Annotated in this window: 18 protein-coding genes and 1 tRNA gene; 8 read left to right on the forward strand and 11 right to left on the reverse strand. The window is 68.8% G+C overall.

The features are described 5' to 3' along the window. Positions 1–28: 28 nt before the first annotated feature. Together IPH07_15595 and IPH07_15600 are read right to left on the reverse strand one after the other, a co-directional pair. Positions 29–1,294, reverse strand: coding sequence for a FecR domain-containing protein (locus IPH07_15595; GenBank protein MBK6918816.1), 1,266 nt, complete (start codon positions 1,292–1,294; stop codon positions 29–31). Next, entirely contained in the window at positions 1,291–1,908 is a 618-nt protein-coding gene (locus IPH07_15600) for a sigma-70 family RNA polymerase sigma factor (protein ID MBK6918817.1), read from the reverse strand. The genes IPH07_15595 and IPH07_15600 overlap by 4 nt, the downstream gene beginning before the upstream one ends. A 259-nt stretch (positions 1,909–2,167) precedes the next feature. On the opposite strand from IPH07_15600, the gene IPH07_15605 reads away from it, so the two are divergent. Genes IPH07_15605 through IPH07_15615 form a run of 3 tightly spaced genes read left to right on the forward strand, consistent with a single transcriptional unit; the run spans position 2,168 to position 6,283 of the window. After that, positions 2,168–3,883: a DUF1592 domain-containing protein gene (locus tag IPH07_15605; GenBank protein ID MBK6918818.1), complete on the forward strand. Its 1,716-nt coding sequence runs from the start codon at positions 2,168–2,170 to the stop codon at positions 3,881–3,883. Continuing rightward, the gene (locus IPH07_15610) at positions 3,883–5,250 is read left to right on the forward strand and encodes a DUF1552 domain-containing protein (protein MBK6918819.1); all 1,368 of its coding nucleotides are present in this window, start codon (positions 3,883–3,885) and stop codon (positions 5,248–5,250) included. Before IPH07_15605 ends, IPH07_15610 begins: the two co-directional genes overlap by 1 nt. Next, the gene (locus tag IPH07_15615) at positions 5,222–6,283 is read left to right on the forward strand and encodes a hypothetical protein (GenBank protein MBK6918820.1); all 1,062 of its coding nucleotides are present in this window, start codon (positions 5,222–5,224) and stop codon (positions 6,281–6,283) included. Before IPH07_15610 ends, IPH07_15615 begins: the two co-directional genes overlap by 29 nt. Here IPH07_15615 and IPH07_15620 read toward each other — a convergent pair. Then, positions 6,247–7,725 (reverse strand): M48 family metalloprotease, encoded by a 1,479-nt coding sequence (locus tag IPH07_15620; GenBank protein ID MBK6918821.1) that lies wholly within the window; start codon positions 7,723–7,725, stop codon positions 6,247–6,249. The genes IPH07_15615 and IPH07_15620 overlap by 37 nt on opposite strands. 9 nt (positions 7,726–7,734) lie before the next feature. Next, positions 7,735–8,856, reverse strand: a complete 1,122-nt coding sequence (gene dnaJ / locus IPH07_15625; protein MBK6918822.1) for a molecular chaperone DnaJ — start codon at positions 8,854–8,856, stop codon at positions 7,735–7,737. A 92-nt stretch (positions 8,857–8,948) separates the two neighbouring features. On the opposite strand from dnaJ, the gene IPH07_15630 reads away from it, so the two are divergent. Both IPH07_15630 and IPH07_15635 read left to right on the forward strand, forming a co-directional pair. After that, the gene (locus tag IPH07_15630) at positions 8,949–9,617 is read left to right on the forward strand and encodes a hypothetical protein (GenBank protein MBK6918823.1); all 669 of its coding nucleotides are present in this window, start codon (positions 8,949–8,951) and stop codon (positions 9,615–9,617) included. Positions 9,618–9,677: 60 nt separating this feature from the next. Beyond that, positions 9,678–9,773 (forward strand) — tRNA-Sec (locus IPH07_15635). Positions 9,774–9,807: 34 nt separating this feature from the next. Here the strand turns inward: IPH07_15635 and IPH07_15640 are convergent. From IPH07_15640 to IPH07_15650, 3 genes are all read right to left on the reverse strand, one after another. Further along, positions 9,808–9,993 carry a hypothetical protein gene (locus IPH07_15640; GenBank protein MBK6918824.1) on the reverse strand — a complete coding sequence of 62 codons (186 nt, stop codon included), beginning with the start codon at positions 9,991–9,993 and terminating at the stop codon, positions 9,808–9,810. A gap of 128 nt (positions 9,994–10,121) precedes the next feature. Next, positions 10,122–10,934 carry a hypothetical protein gene (locus IPH07_15645; GenBank protein ID MBK6918825.1) on the reverse strand — a complete coding sequence of 271 codons (813 nt, stop codon included), beginning with the start codon at positions 10,932–10,934 and terminating at the stop codon, positions 10,122–10,124. 429 nt (positions 10,935–11,363) lie between these two features. Continuing rightward, positions 11,364–12,053 carry a hypothetical protein gene (locus tag IPH07_15650; GenBank protein MBK6918826.1) on the reverse strand — a complete coding sequence of 230 codons (690 nt, stop codon included), beginning with the start codon at positions 12,051–12,053 and terminating at the stop codon, positions 11,364–11,366. Between the two features lie 53 nt (positions 12,054–12,106). Between IPH07_15650 and IPH07_15655 the strand changes: the two genes are divergently transcribed. Then, the gene (locus tag IPH07_15655; protein MBK6918827.1) at positions 12,107–12,280 is read left to right on the forward strand and encodes a hypothetical protein; all 174 of its coding nucleotides are present in this window, start codon (positions 12,107–12,109) and stop codon (positions 12,278–12,280) included. A gap of 372 nt (positions 12,281–12,652) precedes the next feature. Here IPH07_15655 and IPH07_15660 read toward each other — a convergent pair whose 3' ends face one another. Continuing rightward, a complete protein-coding gene (locus tag IPH07_15660; GenBank protein MBK6918828.1) occupies positions 12,653–12,889 on the reverse strand; it encodes a hypothetical protein in 237 nt (78 codons plus the stop codon). Between the two features lie 593 nt (positions 12,890–13,482). After that, positions 13,483–15,429: a hypothetical protein gene (locus tag IPH07_15665; GenBank protein MBK6918829.1), complete on the reverse strand. Its 1,947-nt coding sequence runs from the start codon at positions 15,427–15,429 to the stop codon at positions 13,483–13,485. Positions 15,430–15,568: 139 nt separating this feature from the next. Here IPH07_15665 and IPH07_15670 point away from each other — a divergent pair, with 139 nt between their 5' ends. Both IPH07_15670 and IPH07_15675 read left to right on the forward strand, forming a co-directional pair. Continuing rightward, positions 15,569–15,988: a hypothetical protein gene (locus IPH07_15670; protein ID MBK6918830.1), complete on the forward strand. Its 420-nt coding sequence runs from the start codon at positions 15,569–15,571 to the stop codon at positions 15,986–15,988. Then, entirely contained in the window at positions 15,985–16,377 is a 393-nt protein-coding gene (locus IPH07_15675) for a hypothetical protein (GenBank protein MBK6918831.1), read from the forward strand. The genes IPH07_15670 and IPH07_15675 overlap by 4 nt, the downstream gene beginning before the upstream one ends. Before the next feature lie 47 nt (positions 16,378–16,424). On the opposite strand, the gene IPH07_15680 is transcribed toward IPH07_15675, so the two are convergent. Next, a complete protein-coding gene (locus IPH07_15680; GenBank protein ID MBK6918832.1) occupies positions 16,425–18,374 on the reverse strand; it encodes a hypothetical protein in 1,950 nt (649 codons plus the stop codon). A 6-nt stretch (positions 18,375–18,380) separates the two neighbouring features. Next, positions 18,381–20,819, reverse strand: coding sequence for a hypothetical protein (locus IPH07_15685; GenBank protein MBK6918833.1), 2,439 nt, complete (start codon positions 20,817–20,819; stop codon positions 18,381–18,383). Between the last annotated feature and the right edge of the window lie 29 nt (positions 20,820–20,848).

Genomic DNA, 20,848 nt, shown 5'->3' on the forward strand with positions numbered 1-20,848 from the left:
GGCGGTCGTCCCCTCGCGGGCCCCCTTCTCAGGGGCTGTCGAGCAGGGCCGCCGCCATCTTCGCATGGGGGCCGTCGGGATAGGCGTCGAGGTAGATGCGCGCGGCCTCGCGGGCGCCGCTGCGATCACCGGCGTCGATCAGCGCGCCGATGAGGCGCCCCCGCGCGAGCTTGGCGAAGCTGCCCTGCGGTGCCTCCTCCAGGTAGGTTCGCAGCCAACGCACAGCGGCCTGGGGCTCGCGCTTGGCGTCGGCCGCCTGACGACCGAGCTGGAACGCCGCGCGGGCGGCCGCGGTGGTGCCGGCGAAGCGCTTGCGGATGGCCCGGTACACCGCGTCCGCGCGCGCCGGCGCGCCGGCGAGCCGCGCAGCATCGCCGAGCTGCTCGAGGCTGGCGACCGGCCACGCCGCGATCGCGGCATCGAAGCCCGCGGCCTCGACGGCCGCGAGCGCCTCGCGATAGCGGCCGTCGTCTGCGAGCGCCCGCCAGCTCGGCGCCGGCTCCTCGTCGCGGGTGCGCGCGCTCGGTCGGACCCGCGGCGCGTCGGGGTTGGGTCGCACCGGCGACGCGTCGGGCACCAGCTCGATCGGTGGCTCGGGTTCGTCGTCGACGGCCGCCGGCACGCTCGTCGTCGAGGTCAACGAGACCGCACCGTCGCGCGTGACCTGCAGCCGCCGCCCGGCGTCGACGGCAATCGGGGCGCTGCTCGCCGGTGTGTGCACCTCGACGCGACCGCGGGTCACGATCACCGAGAGTCCGCCCTCGGCGGGTTGCCACTGCACCGTGAACACGGTGCCGACCACCGCCACCCGATGCGGACCGGCTTCGATCGTCACCGCACGCTGGGCGGCGGGGTCGACCTCGGCCTCGATGCGGCCCTCCTCGAGCACGATCGCGACCTGCTCGGCGTCGGCCTGCGCGACGCGACCGCGCGCGCCGTCGTGCAGCGACAGCTTGGCGCCCGCGCCCACCGACAGCGCCGCGTCGCCGTGCGCGGGCGCCTGCAGCCACTCGCCGGCCCGCGCGAGGCTCGGCGTCGCCGGGCTGGTGGTGGCCACGTCGTCGACCCGCAGCCACGCCGACCACGCCCACCACGCGACCAGGGCCGCCGCACACAGCGACAGCGGCACCCACCACGTTGCCATGCGGCGCGGCCCGACCTGATCGCTGGCCGCGACCAAGCGCGCGCGCTGCTCGAGCGCGCGACGACGATCGACCGCAGCGTCGAAATGCTCCGCCACGAAGCCACTCACCGCCTCGAGATCGACCATGGTTGCATCGTGCCGATCGCTCATGGGGCCCCCCGGAAGCGCGCCGCGAGCTCGGGGTCGTCAGCGGCGAGCTCGGCAAAGCGGGCGCTCGCGCGGGCGATGCGTCGCTTGGCGGTCGCCAGCGAGCAATCCATCAGCCGCGCGACCTCGGCGAGCTGGTGGCGCTCGACGAACCGCAGCACGAACGCCACGCGCTCGGTCGTGCCGAGGCGATCGAGGCGCGCGTAGATCCGTCGCAGCAGATCGCGGGCTTCGGGATCGACCGGCTTGGCCGCGGGCTCCGGCACCGGCTCGCTCGACCACAACAGCCGTCGCAGCCGGCGCCGTCGCAGCTCGGAGCGCGCGGTGTTGACCGCGACCGCAGCGACCCATCCGCGCAGCGCGGCGGGATCGCGAAGCTTGCCGACGCCACGGAGGATCTGCACGAACGCGTCGTGCACCACGTCGTCGCGCTCGACGTCGGGCCCCAGGCAGCGGCCGATCGCACGGTGCACGTCGGCGCCGAAGCGGTCGTAGATCATCGCGGCCGCGGTGGCTCCGCCGCGCTGCAACAGCGGCAGCAGCTCGCGATCGTCCCCCGACCACGGCAGTACCTGCACGTTGTCGGTCGCGGGATCACGCGGGGCCAAGCGGGTCACGACCACCAAGGAGTCGATCGTGCGCCGAAAAACGGCTCGCGAGCGACGGCCGATGCGGCGACCGCTCGGCACCGGCCGTGGGCCGGGATCGCGCCCGTCGGCGAGGGCGGCGGCCCGGGCCGCGCGCCCGAGCCCGCGACGGCCAAGCCCACGATGCCGCCCTTGGACGCGGTCCTTCGGGGGTTGACGCCCGATCTACGTAGCGCCTGAGCCCCGCGCTGGTCACCCGCGCGGGCGGTTGGCAGCATCGTGGGCGGGGATGGGCACCATGCAAACATGGCGGCGTTGCGCGTGGGGACTCACGCTGCTCGCGCTCGCGGGTTGCTACGACGGGGCGCCCGCACGGGCGGATCACGGCGACGGCGACGCGGGCGACATGACGGCCGGCACCGCCGAGGGCGAGGGCGGCGGTTCGAGCGGCGACGCGGGCGAGAGCGGCGGTGCGCCGATCGAGTTCGTGCCCGGGGCGCTGGTGCTGCCGCGCCTGACCGCGCTGCAGTACCGCCACACCTTGGTCGATCTGTTGGGCGAGCCGCTGCCGCCGACGCCGGTCGAGCCCGACACCAATCCGTACCTCTTCTACGCCATCGGTGCGACCTCGACGACGCTGTCGGAGCTCGGCACCCAACAGTACGAGGAGGCCGCCGACGCGGTCACCCACGCGGTCTTCGACGACCCGACCCGGCGCGCTGCGTTCATGGGCTGCGAGCCGGTCGCACCCGGTGACGGCTGCGTAGCGCAGTTCCTCGCGAGCTTCGGCCGCCGCGCGTTCCGGCGCCCACTGACCGACGACGAGCACGCGCGCTGGCTGCAGGTCGCGGTCGACCTCGCGGAGCCCGACGCCATCGAAGGTGCGCGCTCGATGGTTGCGGGCATGCTGCAATCGCCGTGGTTCCTCTACCGCGTCGAGATCGGCAAGCCCGACGCGGCCACACCCGAGCGCCTGCGCTACGACGGCTGGGAGATGGCCTCGCGACTGTCGTACCTGCTGTGGAACACCATGCCCGACGACGCGCTGTTCGCCGCAGCCGAGCGCGGCGACCTCGACACCACCGACGGCATCCGCAGCGAGGTCGAGCGCATGCTGGCCGACGAGCGGGCCCACGACGCGATCGGGGAGTTCTTCGCGCAATTCCTCGATCTCGGCCGCCTCGACGGTGTCATGCGCGACCCCGCGGTCTACCCCAGCTTCTCGCTCACGATGCCAGACTCGATGCGCACCGAGGTCGAGCTGCTGGTCGCCGACGCGGTGTTCCGCGAGCAAGGCGACATCCGCCGCATCTTCAGCACCCGCCGCACCTTCGTGAACAGCGAGCTCGCCGCGCTGTACGAGCTTGATGTATCGGGTGCGACGCCCATCACCTTCGTACCGGTCGAGCTGCCCGAGGACGGGCCGCGCGCGGGCCTGCTGACCCTCGGCGCGTTCCTGACGATGAACGCCAAGCAGACCCAGACCTCACCGACCGCCCGCGGCAAGTACGTGCGCGAGCGCGTGCTGTGCCAGACCGTGCCGCCGCCGCCCGCCAACGTGAACACGCAGCTCGATCCGCCCAGCGGCGAGGGCGAGACCCTGCGCGAGATCCTCGAGGAGCACCGCAAGAACCCCGCGTGCACCACCTGCCACACCTTCATCGATCCACCGGGCCTGCTGTTCGAGAACTTCGACTCGGTCGGGGCCCATCGCGAGCTCGAGAACGGCGTGCCGGTCGACAGCTCGGGCGAGCTCGACGGCACCCCGCTTGCCGATGGTCGCGAGCTCGCCGCGCTGCTCGAGAGCCGACCCGAGGTCTCGCGCTGCATCGTGCAGCAGCTGTTCCGCGCCGCCCAGGGCCGGCTCGATACGGACGACGAGGAGGCCGTGATCGACGACCTCGATCGGCGCTTCGGCGAGGCCGATCATCGCTTCCTCGATCTCGTGCAGGAGCTGGTCGTCCACGACGGCTTCCGCACCGCCAGCCCGCAAGGGGGGGTGTGATGGCCCGTCGATTCCTCTCGCGGCGCACGATGCTGCGCGGCAGCGTCGGCGGTGCCACCGTCGCGCTGGGCCTCCCGGTGCTCTCGGCGATGCTCGACGATCGCGGCGCCCATGCCGACGGCAGCGAGGCCGGCCCGATCTTCGGCATGTTCTACTGGGCCAACGGCATGCCCTGGCACGCCGGCCACGGCACGCTGCAGGCTCAGACCGGCTACCCCGATCTGTGGACACCGGCGCAGACCGGCGCGGGCTTCACACCGAGCGAGCTGCTCGCCCACCTCGGCAATCATCAGGTCAGCGTCGCCACCGGGCTCACGCCCCACACCGAGGTCCCGCCCAGCCCGCCGGGCCAGGAAGACGGCCACATGCGCGGGTTCATGGTCGCCATGACCGGCGATCGCATCCGGCCCGACGGCTTCGATCACGGCTCGCACACCCTGACGGCGTTGCGTCCCTCGCTCGATCAGTACGTCGCCAAGCACGACGAGTTCTACGGCAGCGCGGTGCCGCGCTTCCGCAGCATCGTGCTCGGCGCCTCGCCGGCGCGCTTCCATGACTACGGCCACTGGAACGCGGTGTCGATCAACGGCCCCGACTCGCTCAACCAGCCCGTCATGGATCCCGGGCAGCTCTACGACCTGCTGTTCGCGGTGCCAGCCGACCTGCCGGCGGTGGCCCGTCGTGCGCGCCTGCTCGACGCGGTCATGGACGACGCCAAGGATCTGCGCGCCAAGCTCGGTGCAACCGACCGCGTGCGCGTCGACGAGCACCTCGCCCACCTCGACGAGATCCAGCGTCGGCTCGAGCTGACCAGCACGCCGTGCCAGGGCCCCTCGCCGGCGGCCGACACCCCCGACCTCATCGCCAAGACGCAGATCATGGGCAACCTGCTCGGCGTCGCGCTCGGCTGCGGGCTGTCGCGGGTGTTCTCGTTCATGCTGACCTCGCCCGCGAGCACCCACGTGTTCGCGGCCCAGGGTGCGCAGAACGACATGCACTCGACCTGCCACGCCGGCTCGTGGGACCTGGTCCGCAACATCACGAACTATCAGATGCAGGCCTTCGGCGCGCTGCTCGATCAGCTGGCGGCGGTGGTCGATCCGGCCGGCGTATCGCTGATGGATCGCGCGCTGGTGTTCGGCACCTCGGAGTACGGCGAGGGCTGGCAGCACAGCGTGGCGGAGATGGGCGCCGTGTTCGCGGGGCGATGCTGCGGGGCGATCGCCCCCAACGTGCACGTGCGCGACCCCGGCGGCAACTTCTCGAAGGCCCACGTGACGATCCTGCGCGCGTTGGGCATCGAGACCCCGAGCTTCGGCTGGAACGGCGGCGAGACCAGTGACGACCTCGCGGGCATCTTGGTCTGATCGCACCCGCGCGGCCGCGCTGGGCCCCGCGCTGGCGCTGTTGGGCCCCGCGCTGGCGCTGTTGGGCCCCGCGCTGGCGCTGTTGGGCCCCGCGCTGGCGCTGTCGGGCTGTGCCGGCGGCGGCGGTGCGACGCCGGGCGACGGCGGCGACGGCTCGAGCGGCGCGGCCACGACCGCCAGCGGTGACGCCACCGCAGGTGTCACCGACGACGGCAGCGAGACCCTCGGCACCGACGGTGGCGAGGATCCATTGCCACCGCCTTCGTGCGAGAGCCCCGAGGTCGCGTGCGGTCAGCTCTGCGCCGACCTGCAGGTCGATCCGGACAACTGCGGTGGCTGCGGCATCAGCTGCGTGCTCCCCCATGCGATCGCAGGCTGCGGCGCAGGCGAGTGCGCGCTCGACGAATGCGAGCTCGGCTGGGCCGACTGCGACGACGCAATTGCGACCGGCTGCGAGACCTCGGTCGCGTGCACCGACGGCAGCACGTGCGCGACCAGCTGCGGCACTGCCGGCGTGATGAGCTGCGCCGACGTGTGCGCGCCGCAGTGCGTGGCGCCGGCGGAGCTGTGCAACGCCGTCGACGACGACTGCGACGGCGTGTGCGACCAAGGACCGCTGCCGGGCTGCCGCGTCGGCGTGCAGCGGGCGATCGGTGGCATCGGCCACTTCTACACCGCCAATCCCGCCGAGGTCGCCGCCGCCGGGCTCACGCTCGAGATCGCGGACTTCTTCTTCGTCTACCCCGACGGCGTCGACGGCCTGCTGCCGCTGTTCCGCTGCATCAAGCCCGGCACCGGCGGTCGTCGCTTCCTGACCTCGTCGATCGATTGCGAGGGCACCGCTGCGCCGGAGCTGACGCTCGGCTTCGTGTCGCCCGACAATCGCTGCGGCGCGGTCGAGCTCTATCGGCTCTACGCGCCCGGCGGCGACGATCACTTCTACACGACCAGCGCGGCCGAGCGCGACAACGCGATCGCGATGTACGGCTACCAGGATCAGGGCGTGGTCGGCTTCGTGTTCACCGGGCCTTGAGTCGGGCCCGGCGCGCGCACCTGCTTGAGCAGGTAGCCGCTGGGCAGCGCGACCCCGGCCTGCACGCCGTTGAGCAGCGCGAGGCCGTCGGCGCTGGTGATGCCGCCGAGCTCGCGCGCGGCATCGTCGAGGGTCATCGCGCGCGGCAGCGCGACGACCTCGACGCGCGCGGGGCCGACCGCGGCGCGGGCCGGCTCGCGGATCGGCGAGAAGCTCGCGAACGATCGCGCCAGCAGATCGGCACGTGCGCCCCAGTCCTGCTCGGGGCCGATCGCGACCATCGCCATCACGCGGCCCGAGTGATCCACGAACGCCACCAGGCCCATGAGCTTGACGCCGTCGTCGCCGACCATCGCGAACGACTGCGAGGTGAACGGCAGCCCGCCGACGCGGCCCTCGATGCGCTGCCCGCCTGTCATGCTCGAGTCGCGGAAGAAGTCGCCGAGCGCCGCCTCGCGATCGCGGTGCTTGGTCGGCATCGTCATGAACAGCGCGTGCTCGTCGGGGCTCACCGCCAGCACCTGCTCGCGGTCGTGCAGCACCTTCCAGCCCGCGGGCAGCTCGAGCTCGAAGCCGCCGCGCGGGTGCACGAACAGGTTCTCGAGCAGATAGCCGTCGCGCGGGTCCTCGCCGAATGCGAGGCCGGCGATGGTCTGCAGGTACGCGGGCTCGGGCGTCGGTGGCACCGCGGGATCGATGTGGATCGCCGCGGCGGTCCGCTGCTGCCGCTCGGCGGGATCGGGATGGGTCGAGAGCCACTGCGGGGTCTGATCGCCGCCGCGCTGCGCCAGCGCCGTCAGCACCGCGAACACCCGCACCAGCGCGTCGCGCCGGAAGCCGGCCGCGTCGACGTAGCGGATCGCCAGATCGTCCGCTTCGTGCTCGTCCTCGCGCGAGTAGGCCAGCAGCGCCAGCCCGGCCGTGCGCGCCGCGAACCCGCCGATGTGCTGCAGGTTCGGATCGATGACGCGGAAGATGCCGACGCTGCGGCGCGCGGTGGCCTGCTTGCGTAGCTGCACCACGCCGTGGCGCGCAGTCACGTGGCCGGTCTCGTGGGCCAGCACGGCCGCGAGCTCGTCGGTGCTCTCGAGGTGTGCGAGCAGGCCGCGGGTGACGTAGACGAAGCCACCCGGCAGCGCGAACGCGTTCACGGCGGGCTCGTCGAGCACGGTGTACCGCCACGGCAGGCCCGCGCGCTCGCTGTGCTCCGACAGCCGCGCCCCGACCTCGGCGACCAGGGCGGTGACGGCCGGCTGCTCGTCATAGCTCGGCATCGAGGCGTGCACCTCGGCATCGGCCGAGCGCCCGAGCTCGATCTCCTCGGCGTCGCTCGGCAGCGCGAACTGCAGCCGACCGGTGGCGGGATTCCGCGAGCAGGCGATCAACAGGAGCGTGGGCAGCAGCGTCGAGCGCAGCCTCCGCCCGGCACGACGAACCGCCATCGCTGCGCGCTAGCCCTTCTTCTTCCGCTTGCGACCGAAGCCGAGGAAGCCCTTGCTCGGCGCCGAAACGGCGTCGCCGCGCTCCTCGGCAATCTCGCGCAGCAGCTCCTCGTGCTCGTCGCTCAGGTCCTCGGGCACGATCACTTCGAGGTGGATCATGTGGTCGCCGCGGCCGCGACCGCCGAGCACCGGGATGCCCTTGCCGCGCCGCGTGATGGTGTAGCCCGGCTGCGCACCGGGCTCGATCTCGATGGTCTCCTTGCCCTCGAGCGTGTCCGCCTCGACCTTGCAGCCGAGCGCGGCCTGGAACATCGACACCTTCACGCGGCTGTGGATGTCGAAGCCGTCGCGCAGGAATCGCTCGTCGGGATCGACGCGGATGACGACGTAGAGGTTGCCCGCCGGTCCCCCGCGTCCGCCCGGGTGTCCGCGGCCTTGGATGCGCAGCGTCTGGCCATCGTCGACGCCCGCGGGCACCGCGACGGTGATGGTCGACTCGCGCGCGACCACGCCGGTGCCGCTGCAGCCGGTGCACGGGTGCACGATGATCTTGCCCTCGCCGCGGCACACCGGGCAGGTGGTCTGCAGCGTGAAGAAGCCCTGGCGATGGATGACCTGGCCGTTGCCGCCGCACTGACGACAGGTCTCGGGCGAGGTGCCGGTCGCAGCGCCGGTGCCACCGCAGTCGCCGCAGCGATCGCGTCGCGGCACCACGATGTCGTGGTCGCCACCCTCGACTACGTCGCCGAGACCGAGGTGAAGCTCGACCTTGATGTCGCCGCCGCGCTGCGGCCCACCGCTGCGGCGACCACCGAAGCCGAGGTTCTCGAAGAGGTCGCCGAACAGGTCGCCGAAGTGGCTGAAGATTTCGTCGGCGCCCGAGAAGCCCGAGAAGCCCGCGCGCGAGGGGCCCTCGTGGCCGAACTGATCGTAGAGCCGACGCTTCTCCGGATCGCTCAGCACCTCGAAGGCCTCGGCCGCCTCCTTGAAGCGCTCCTCCGCGTCCGCATCCCCGGGGTTGCGGTCGGGGTGGAACTGCATCGCCATCTTGCGGTACGACCGCTTGATCTCGGCCGCGCCGGCGTCTCGAGCAACGGCGAGGACCTCGTAGTAGTCGCGTTTGGCGGTCACCGCGCGCGCAAGCTAAGCATCGGCCGCGGGGGTGTCAAGCTGTGCTAGCGTCCGTGTCCGGGCCCCCAATTCCCTTCGCCCCCTTCGGACCCATGCATCGCATCGCCCTGCTCCCCCTCGTCGCCTTCTCCCTGGTCGCGTCCGCCTGCGAGGATCCGCCGCCGGGCAAGCTGTTCGACGAGGAGGGTGCGTGGTCGATGGTGCAGTACGACCTCGGCGAGAGCCTGCACGAGATCGACCCGCAGACGCGCGAAGACGCGTTCATGCTCTCGTTCGACAGCCACAACCGCGTGGTCACCACCGCGGCGTGCGTGGGCACCGACGGCCAGGGCATGGTCACCGACGCCACGCCCGAGACCTCGCCCTGCAAGCTGCTGCCGTCGAGCACCATCTGGCAGTGCCGCTGCTTCGCCTACGCCTTCCAGGACGACGTGATGCAGTGGCAGGAGTTCAACGCCGGCGAGATGCCGCCCAAGCTCGCCTACGACCCCATGCTCGAGCCTGGCGAGGTCGGCACCGACGACGGCATGGGTGGCGGCTCGGGCGGCATGGGCGGTGGCGCCGGGATCACCGCGCTGCAGGTCATCGGCATCCCCGAGCAGAAGTCGACCTACGACTTCCGCCCGCTGCCGGCCGGAGTCTTCGGCGGCGACGGCCAGCTCAACCACTTCATCTTCGAGGCCCGCGCGAACTCGCGGTTCGAGCGCGCCTACGCCGACCCCGACGGCCGCATGTCGTGCGGTCGCTGCGTCCCCGAGTGACGCCCGACGACGCGACCGCCGATCGCCATCGCAGCGATGGCATCACGGTCGCGTCCGCATGGAGGTGCTCGACAAGCTGGTGCTGTCCCCGGTCTTCAAAACCGGTGTGGGGTGCGAGGAGCATCCTGGGCAGGTTCGATTCCTGTGCGCCTCCGCTGTCCAAGCCCCCCGCGACGCCCCGATCCGCGCCCTACGGCACGCCGCAGCGCGAGCCGTCGCACTCGAAGATGCCGGGATAGCCAAGGTCCGCGCACGTGACCACGTGCTGCAGCGCCGCATCGTAATACCCGCACTCTTGGATGCACGCGCCGTCGCGGCACACGAGCCCCTGCTCGTGACAGACCTCGGCGAGGATGTTGTCGCAGTAGAAGTCCATGCCGAATTGCTTGGGGGAGCAGCAGCAGGCGGTTATGGCGAGACGCGAAGGCCCGTGACCGCCGGACCCACGCGGAGGTCGGCTGACCGAGTCGGCCGCTCATGCACCGGCTTCCGCGCCTCCGCCGGCTACTTCTGCCAGCGGATCAGCGTGTCCTTCGCGTCATTGGAGAGCTGCGTCGCGACGAACTGCTCGAGCAGCTCGGGATCGGGCTGGTGTCGAATGGGGTCGACCAAGAAGTCCCACGTCGAGAAGTCGGCGGGATCGGCGAACACCACGAGACCGACCTGAAACCGCTGCGCCTCCGCGACGCATCGCTGCAGCATGTCGTCGTTCTCGGGCAATGGTTCAGGGACATGGAAAAGCGAGAACGAGTGCGTCGCGGCGCGCGAATGCGCCGCCGCCTCGAAGACTCCGATCACGCTGAGTTCACCGGCCGGTTTGATCTCGAATGTCCAGAGGTCGTAGTACTTCCCCGGCCAGTGCTTGAACGTGCGCATGCTGAGCACGACGATATCGGGGCGCGTCCAATCACCACCGGTGCGACGGCTTCCCTGCATCGCCGTGAGCTCGACTCTGACGTCGTGAAGGCTGCGCTCGCGGCACCACGCACTGCGGATCGTCTCGACACACGGCGCGTACAGATCGACCTCGCGTGGACGCACGGGCTCCGGCGACGCGGCCACCACCACAGCGGCGACCGGCAGCGGCGCCACCGGCGCAGGCGCGACGACGGTGGTCGGCGCGAGCACGACGCTGCCTCCGCGACCGAAGCCGCGGGTGACCAGACCGTCTTCGATCAACTTCTCGCGGATGCGCCAGTACTGGTCCTCGCTCCACCCGAGCAGCTTGATCATCTTGGTGTTGCCGGCCGCGCCACCGTGGTCAGCCAGGGTGTCGAGGAGTTCGCGCTTGAGCGCGTCATCGGGTCGGCGGGACATGCCGCGGACGAGAATGCCCGAGGAACGGATCGGAGGGAACCACCGATGAGTGAGGAGCCCACGGTCCGAGCAGCCGGCTTGGTTCGGCTCTCGTTTCTCGAGCGACGGTGAAGGGGATCGAGCCGAGCGAGCGCAACTCAGAGTCGATGCGCTCGAGTCTCTCCGCTCATGGCTCCGCCTCTCGCCACTGGCGCTCCCCCGATTTCGTAGGCAGCTTGTTGATGCTGCCTGATCAGCTTTGCGTCGCAAGGGGCTGAGTTCGGGGAGGGGCCGCGGTGGCGGGTGTGAAGTCGGAAAGTCGGAGCTGGCCAACGTGACGGCGAAGCTCGACGAACTGGGCAAGGACTACGCACCATCGAAGCTGGCGATGCCGCATCGGTAAGTCGCACAACTTCTCATCTGTCGGGCTTCTTGCGCTTGAGCATCCGGTCACAGGGCCTGGAGTGCGTACAACTCCGAATCAATCGCCAGCGACTCGCTTCCCAGCCAAGCGTAGAGCGTGTCGCGTGCGTAGAGGTCACTCTGATCGCGCGCCCAGAACTCGCGCTGGTAGAGATCTTCCAAGTCGAGTTGAACGCGCCCAAGCTCCAGTTCTTTCGGCTTCGCGAAGTCGCCGTACCGAGCGCGCGTGTGCTGCCCCTCCTCGATGGTCGTGAGCCGCTCGGCCATCGCTCGCATCTCATCGCGAATGCCCTTCACGTCGAACCCGATTGCGAGGAGCACTTCCTTCAGCTCTTCGAGGATCTTCCCGAACTGGTGTTCTCGCGCCGGCCGCTTTGCCGCGGCCACGCTGGCCTCGGGTCCCTCGGCACGGACTGCGGCCACCCACCGTCTCCCGCGCTCGATTTCGTAGGCCACCTCGATGAGGTCCTTCAGCGCCAGCTCGTAGGAATGTCGCTGGAGAAACACGATCGGGAGCGCGACGACCCCGACCTGTGGTCCGTCGCCCGGGCCGACGTTCCCGATCAACCGTCGTGCGGCCAACAGGTAGGAGGGCGAGATCCTTGGGCTGTACATCCACCCACCGATCCGCGCCTTCGGCGTTTCCCCACTTCGGTCTGTCCGGTCACCCAAGGGAAGAATGTCGTTGTAGATCTCGGGCAGGTTCTGTTCCGTCACGAAGGGCAGCGTCGTACGGAGCCCGCCCACTCGACAAGCGGGTAGAACGGAGGATGACGCCCGACGTCGAGGCAGCCCTCCTGAGCGCAAAGTTCGACGAGGCCGCCGCGTTCAGCGACGGCTGGTGCTGCGACGGGCTGGACGACGCTGACGAGTTCGTCAGTTCGTCACGCCAAGCCTCTCGTTCTACCGACGCGATTTCTCGGTCGACGCCTATCCGGTCGTGATCGCGGTCGAGTTCCTCGAGCGATCTGGCACGTGGCAGCCGTTCTACGCGGTGCACACGATCCTCGACGGCGAACACCACGGGTGTCCCGACCACGACGTGGCACGAGCGCGGTACGACGAGCTGCTCGCGGGCCTCGGTAGGTCCAGCTCGGCGAGGAGGGCGAGGTCGAGGCGGTGCTCCAGCTCGAGGACGTCCGACGGCGTGACCGTCAGACGTTCGACAAGCTTTGTGTCGAACGCCGTTACCTGTCGGCCAGGCGGGCGGAGCTGGTCGAGGCGGTGGTCGGCTGAAACTGCTCAGCTCGCGCCGACGATGAAGCGGCGCGAAGCCGAGGTCGGTCTGCGAGACGATCGCGCGGACCGGTCGGCCGTCATCGCTTGGTCGTTGCGGTGCTCGTGCGCGGCTGGAAGTAATAGTGCTCCGCCGTGCCATCGGACTCGGCTGTGAGCACTCCGGCCTTGACGAGTTCGTCCAGCGCACCTTGAACATCGCCCACGTGCGCCACGGAGCGACCGCCTCGGAAGACAAGCGGGAGGCGGGCCCGAAGCTCCGAGATGATCTCCTCGGCGGCGTAGGCAAGCGTGGGGTTCTTCTTGAGCAACTCCACGATCGACGCGTGGGGCTCCGGGGGCGGAGGTGGCGGCGGCGGTGGCGGATGCAACAGGTCTTCGACTCGCTTCGGCATTTCGCGGCAAGCTGGTCATCCCCCGTCGCGGCGTCAAACCGGCGACCGCTTGGAGTAAAAAGTGGCTGAGCGCCTCGCCGCGATCGCGAGAACCGGCCGGAGCCTGGCCAGCGCTGCGCTCCGGACTCAAGTTCGCCCAACGACCGACGCGGTCGGGGCTCATCCCAACTCGGCGGCTTGGACCGCCGTGTTTGAAGGAATCCAAATCAGCCGCAAGTTCCACGAAGAGATCTCCTCCGCTCTCGCCGTCCTCGTCCCAACGGGAGCCAACGGGAGCCCTGCGCGAAGAACCCTCAGGCGGTGGTGACATTGTCACCGAATCCGCAGGATTCGGGCGGACGGGGCGGGACGACGAGGGACGAGGCGAGAGCGGAGCCGAACAGCCGAGCCCCACCCAGAGCCCGGCAACGCCAGAACACGCGATCCTCTTCGGTGTTCTCGACGGCGTCCGGTGCGAGGTTCGATTCCTGTGCGCCTCCGCTGTCCAAGCCCCCCGCGACGCCCCGATCCGCGCCCTACGGCACGCCGCAGCGCGAGCCGTCGCACTCGAAGATGCCGGGATAGCCAAGGTCCGCGCACGTGACCACGTGCTGCAGCGCCGCATCGTAATACCCGCACTCTTGGATGCACGCGCCGTCGCGGCACACGAGCCCCTGCTCGTGACAGACCTCGGCGAGGATGTTGTCGCAGTAGAAGTCCATGCAGTGCGCGTTGCCCGGGTAGCGGAAGCACCACGCGAAGTCGTCGTTGAACAGCTCGCCGCAATCGGCGAGGCACTGGTAGTCCGGCGGCGGATCGCGGTAGCAGTGCCCCGTGGCACCGCCCATCGTGTCCGCGCCCCAGCACACGCCCACGTCGCACTCGAGCTGCTCGTCGCAGGTGCAGCCCGGGCCGCGCACGTCGTCGCAGCGCGTGCAGATGCCGACGATGTCGCTCGCATTCACCTCGGTGAGCTGACACGTCGTCTCGCCCTCGTGGTCGGGGCAGTACAGGTCGGGCCCACCGTCACCGTCCGGGCCCGCCGACTCGGTCGAGGGCGTCGTCTCGCACAGGCAACCGGGGTCCCCGACGCACTCCGGCGCCACCGGGGTCGGATCGGCGGGCTTGGGCCAGTACGCCAGCCGACCGTCGCGGATCGACTCGCCGATGTGCATCGCGAACAGCGCATAGGCATCCGGCGCGCGCAGAGCCTTCTCGCGGTGCCGGCACGCCTCGTGATCGAACGCCTCGTAGGTCGCGAGGTGTCGGATCTCGTCGAGACCGAGATGCCACTCCGTCTTGGGCGACTCGAGGCACGAGTTGCCATGCGCGTGATACTGGGTGTCGACGAGCAGGGTGTTGATGCCGCTGAGATCGACGTAGCGATGGTGCATGAGCTCGTGCGTGAGCGTGTGCGTCACCGCATCTTGGGGTGTCAGGGCGGTGAGGTTCACGTCGTTGAAGGCGTTGTCGGAGATTCGGATCTTCCCGATGTTGAGGTGGGATCCGTACCAGTTCTGCGAGGTCGCCTCGCACTTGATCTCGTACGCATGGCCACCGATGCCGCCGAAGTACAACGACCACCACAACCCGTTGATGGCGTCGCGGATCGCGGTGAAGCGCGCGTCGCTGTAGTTGCCGAAGTAGTACCGCGGGCTCGACGCCCCATTGGTGAAGTCGATGGCCTCCCAGTTCTCGTCCATGCCGGGCTGCCCCCACAGGAAGCTACGGTAGGTGCTGCCGACCCCCGCGAGCAGCTCCATCATCTGGGTGAGCCGCCACGCGTGATGGTGGGCACGGATCCACGCCTCGCTCGTCATCACGCACTCCTGTTGGCTGCACGACACGAGCTGGGGCACGTGGACCTCCGGCATGTTCCAGGGAATCGGACCGAAGCGCACGAACGCCTCTTCGATGCAGTTCGTCGGCGGCGCCGCGAGATCGAAGCCGGCATCGACGCCGGCGACGGCACCCGCCGCATCGATGACGCCGACGTGCGTGAGGTCCAGCTTGGTGACCGCGCTGGTGCGCGTGACCTTGAACGTCTGCTGCAACTCCACGCTGTCGAACGCACGCGCGCCGATGTCGAGCACCGTCGCACCGGGGAGCACGCGGCGGTTCGTCGGCGTCGTGGCGTTGATGATCCGAAAGGTGCGGCCACGGACCGTGAGATCGGCGTAGCCCGCCTGCTGGATCGCGGCGGCGTCGGGCCCGAGCTCCTGCGCGAACTCGGCGGTCCACTTCGTCGACGACCCGCCGCGAAAGTCGAGCTGCTCGCCATCGGCGGTGAGCGTGCCCGCGAGGTGCCCGGCGGTGCCGACGTTGGTGGGCACGGCGTAGGCGGGATCGATGGTTGCGGTGGGCTCGATGCAGTAGTCGTCGGGCGGGGGCGCGACCGCGCTGCGCAGTGCGTCGCGCGACGCTTCGGGCGTGGTGCAGGCACACAGGGCGAAGACGGCGAGGACGGGATGGAAGCGAGCCACGAGCGCAGCGTAACGGCACAGGACCGACGCCGATAGCTGACCCTCGGGGTCAGGTCCGCCCCCGCGCGGCCCCGCGCGAACCGCCGGCGCGCAGGCCAGGCCGGGACAACGGCGGCATGGGTGCTAGGCTTTCGGGCACATGCGAGAGGTCGACACCGGCGAGGTGGCCTTGGTGCGATACCCCGTGCCCGATGGCCTCCGCGAGCGCGGTGGTCGGCTCGCCCGTTGGATGCGACTGGTCGGCTTGGTCCAAGCTGCGTGCGCGGGGCTGGCCTTGGCGATCATGGTGGTCTCGGCCGGCGTGTTCGTGCAGCTGCGCTACGACGGCGCCGATGGCCTGGTGCTGGCGATGTGGGTCGTCATGCTGTTGCTGCTGTTCCGCCAGGGCCTCGGGCTGCAGTCGGCGGCCGAGCATCTGATCGACATCGGCGAGGAGGCCGACGACGCCCACGACCACCTGCAGCTGGCGTTCTCGCGGCTGCGCTCGGTGTTCGTCCTCGACCTCGCACTCGGCGTGTTGATGCTGGTGCGCAACGCCGTCGCGCTGGGGTGGTCATGAGCGATCCGTACCGCATCGAAGGCCCCCGCTCCCACGAGGCCCTGCTCGCCGAGGAGCGCGCGCTGCTGGTCGGCGCGGGCAAGGTCATGCGCGTCGCCGGTGTCATCGGCCTCGTCGCCGCCGTCGTGGGCCTGCTGGCCTCGTACCGCGCCGATCTGATCTCGATCGCCCTCGGTGCGGGCCTGCCCGGGCTGCTCTCGGCGCTGACGCTGCAGGCGGGTATGGTGCTGTCGCGATTGCCGGGTGGCTCGCGCGACTATCGGGAGATCGAGCGCGCGGTCGGCAGCCTGCACGTGGTGTACGCGATCAAGGGCGTGATCGTGTTGCTCGTCGGCGGGTTGTTCTTGCTGGTGATGCTGGCGCCGATCGTGCTGCGACTGGTGCGGTGAAAGCGGGGCACGGTAGGCAGTGCTCGCCTGCGGGGCGGCACGCGACTTCACCGAAGACGAAGTAACGTGCGCGGATCGTAGCGATAGGCGACATTTCCGCCTTCCATGCGGCGAATCTGAAGGTCGAGAACGCCCGCGCGTTGCCGCACGACGCCGATGTTGTTCTCCCCGCGCACCCAAGCTTCGCTCGTCCCCGTCGGCGCCTCGATCACGTCGCGCATGCTGACCACGACTTTGAAGAGGGCCTGCGGCTTCGCCAGTGCCATGCGGAACAACTGTACGAACGCCGCCCTGTCGAAGGACTCGACCTCGAGACCCACCGCGAGCCCGTCCTTGCGACCGGAGATCCAGCGTGCGAGCAGCTCGCATTCGGCCCGCGAAGGCTGGTTCTTCAATGAACTCGACGTAAACTGCACCGTTGGAACCATCCCCGACATCACGCGGCTAACGTAGGCGAAGTGGACATCACCGGAGAGCAGCAGGACGCTCTGCACACCCGCCTTCGTGAACACCTCCGTGAGGGTGTCGTGCCCATGCTGCGCACTCCACCCCTCCGCGTCCGTCTTGTAACCGACACCCGTCAGGACCACCTCTCCTTGCTGCACGAGGTCAACCGCGGGCGGACCGTAAGCCGGCGCCGGTAGGACGAGCATGGCCGGTGCCTTGCGCGGCGTCCCGGCAAGTGCCTTCGTGAGAGACGCCGCCGCCGCGGCGTCGAGCAGTCCACCAGGCTTTTTCGGCTCGGACGCGTCGAAGCTGCGGCGAGTACGGGTATCCGCGAACACCACGCCCTCCGGGGTGACGAACGACCACTCGTACCCCACGAGCGTCGCTGCGCTCGTCCCTGCCGAGGGAACTCGAAGGTGTTCGCGGACCGTGTCCAGCCTACCACCGAATCGCTCTGGATCGTTACCCCATGCCTGAAAGCACCAGAACGCGGCCAATGCGTTCGCAGCCAGACGCTGCATGAAGGCGTTGTTCTGGACACGAGCATGCCAAATTGCGTCGATGTTCCAATCATCCGACACCTCGTGATCATCGCAAATCATATAGCACGGAACGTTTGCGAGAACGCGTTGCACCGCCGCCGCGGAATTCTCGGCATCCTTCAGCGCCTCGAGTTGCGCCTTCACCTTCCCGCGCTCCGCGGGCGCAGCGCGACACGTCGGCGCCGAGAGGCCAGCCTCCCCCGGCCAGAGAGCAGGCCCCCACGCCAACAGGTAGAGCGCGACGAACTGTCCGAATGACAGCGCCTGATTGCGCATCTCGGTCGAGGTCAACCCCGGCTTCGTGACATCCTTCTCGCCCACGGTTCCGCGCCCGGGCGCCTTCATCAATCGCTCGACGCGACCGCAGGTCAGCGACCAACTCGGACTTCCGTCAGGCAACCGCTCGACTAGTCCGAGCGCCTCCTCGAGCGCCCTGATATGCCCGACGAGCGGCTCCGCGACGTCGTCCGCATAGATCTGATCGCCTGTGAGACACAGAAGGGACGGGCGAAGCGCGGGTCTATCAGCCGTTCGCTTCAGCTCCGCATCTATCAGCGTCATCGCATCCTCCCCGCGCCCGTGAAGCTTTCGACACGACCCGTGGACGAGGTTGAGACCACCGCCCTCGACCGCCAGAACGAAACTCGGCAGCGCAAATCCCGGATACGCGATCTCTGAGGCGACAAACATGTCGCCCAGACGCCGCCCTTCGATCGTGATGTCGTAGACCAGAACGACGCCTCGCGGAAACTCACCGTCGATTGGCGCGATGCGCAGCAACGTGATGAACAAGCGGCCGCCGAACCCGTGAACCGCGCGAACGTCCGGCTCGCTCCGACCTATGACGCCATACGTAGGCGGCCGACGCACCTCGCCCGAGACATAGCTTGGGCGCCGGCTCGTCGCGAGCCACACGTAGATTCCATTCACATCGGCGCGCCTGAGGATTGGGCCCGCCAGCACGAGCGGAAGCTCTCCTGCCGCCAATGCAGCTCGCGTGAGAGACATCCTCGTCTACTCCCACACCTTGAGATCCATCGGCAGCCCTGACTCGACGATTGCGAGATCCGTGGGAACGGTGACCCGCCAGCGAACCGGATTTCCGAGTTCATCGCGAACCGGCGCATCCATCGGTTGCGCGAACGCCGCCTCCAGCTCCGCTGAGAGTGCGAGATACGCCGGATCTCCAATCGATGGAAGCAGCGTGGAGTCCGGGAGATTTCCGGTGTTCAGTACATAGTGAACTCGCCATTCGAACTCGCGGCGCACCGGAACTACGACCCGCGCAGCGCCCGCCCGCAGGAAGGCCTGGCACGCCGCGTCTTCATGCGTCTCCGCGGCACTCGCGGGCCAGGTCGTGCGACGTCCCCAGCAGTAGGGGTAGAATACGTATCCCATCTGCTCCCATTCGAATGCTTGTTCGATGAACCTTGCCACGGCCCCGTCGCTCTGCGCCTTCGCGACGTCGGGTTCGGGGTAGTTGGACGGCACGCTCGCCGCGCCATCACTCTCGGGCGACACCGCACCAAGTTCGAGGTCCGTGAGGCGGCGACGCAGCAAGATGGCGGACAGGGACCGTTTCAGCTCTTCGCGTTCGATCTGGCGACATCGACCAGGAGTGCTCGCGGCGAAGCGGCCCATCCCCGCCGGCGCATAGGCCAGCGCGGCCTCTCGCTCGCGCTCCTCCGCCTCCAGCTTTCGCAGTTGCGCGAGGATCGCCGCAAACGTCTTGTCCTGCCAGGCAACTCGAGCCTCTGGCGTCATGGCACATTCGACATGAACCACGACCGAGCCGTCTACCTTGTTTGCTTCACTGTGAGCTTCGAACGCGATGGTTCCGCGCACTCGCGGAAAGAAGGACAATCGGTCACTGGCGAACGTCTGGGTTTTCTTGTCCGAAGAATCCGCGAAGACCAAGATCTGCGGTATTCCTCCGACCGCGACGAAGAACGGAGATGGATCCGCGTTGGGATTGCGAAACGTCCCCGTCACGACCGCCGAAGTCGCCTCGTACCCGCTGGGAATCTCGAGGGTGCCCTTGACGATAAATCCACTATCACCGTCCGCTGCGGCCACGTGCGCCGACGAGAGCGACAACGTCAGCTGTTCCGGGCCCATGAGCCCCTGCACGCCGTACGTCGCGGCCCACTTACCGTAGTACTCCGTCGCACCGTCATTGCCGCTTGGCAGCATCGCCAGGTCGACTGGCATGACCGGCACCATCGCGCCGCTCGCGTCTGCCTTGACGAAGGGCGGCGGAGCCTGCGATGGCGCGGCCTGGCGCTGAGTTCGCTCGATCCATCTCAGGAACGCTGCAGGCTCAGGGACCATCGCATCCACGATCATCCGCCCTGGTTCGAAGAATAGGCCGCATTCGTGTTCTGCATCGACCCACCGATAGACACCAACCGCGTGCTCGGGGCCCGGCGAAGTCGACACGTGCGTTTCCCCCCGTTTCCGTGTAAACGTGAGACGGTTGCGCTGCGACGAACTCACCCGCTCGGTGAGCTTGGACGCACTCTTGCGGGTCACCTCCTTTGCAACCTCGCTTGCATTCTTCACCGCGGTCTCCTTCGACCGCTGGAAATCCATGCTGGTACTGGCAGAGATGTGGAAGCCACCCCCGCCGTAGCCCACGTCGAGCCCTGCCTTCACGCCGAACTGCTCCTTCGACTTCGACTCGATCTCCTGCTTGAATGCGAACCGATCGACTACGCTTGTCTCCTCACTCGTCTCGGTCTGGCTCTCCGATTCCTCGGTTCGCTCGGACTCTGAAGTCATCGTTTCCTTGGTCTCGAGCGTTCGAGTCTCGCCTGCCATGACGTTTTCGATGGCCTTGATCTCGTGCGCCCGGTACGCAATCACATGATGGCGAAGCGAGAACACGTCCATGATTCCGTTCATCGGCACTTCGCCCGTCGCTGGAGCGATCAGCGGGAGGGCGACCACTGGGTCCTCCACCTGGGCAGCGACGTCCTCGCCGGACAGGTTCGCGCCGTTGAACGCGATGAGCCTGATCAGCTCGAGCGCCCGCAGTGCTCGAACCGCCGCGGCCAGCGGAACTGGGCTGCGACGCAGCATCACGTAAGCGACGAGAACTGTGTCGCACACGCGGTCGCGAGCACGTGCCCATGCCGCAGGATCGCTGAAGAGCGGCAGCAGGTTCTGAAACTCCGACCGGACGAACCCGAGCAGTGCGCTCGGCGCCAGCCGCGTGGCTTTGAATGCCGCGACAAGCTCATCAAGGCGCCACAAGTCGCCTTCCCAGCGGTCGACGACTGCCTCCGGAAAACGCTTCACTAGCATTGCTACGCTGCCGCGAAGATCTGGGTCGCGTTCTGCGATACGCTCCATGACTCGCGCCTGCAACTCTGTGTTGGTCGTGATGGAGATCGAGGGTGCCTTGAGTGGTGCCGCGCTACGAAACGCGACCATACGAGTGATTTCGTCCATGGGTCTAACCTTTGCGTTTTCGAGTATCT

It is taken from the genome of Deltaproteobacteria bacterium (assembly GCA_016709225.1).
Classification (GTDB): domain Bacteria; phylum Myxococcota_A; class Polyangia; order Nannocystales; family Nannocystaceae; genus Xiheibacterium; species Xiheibacterium phototrophicum.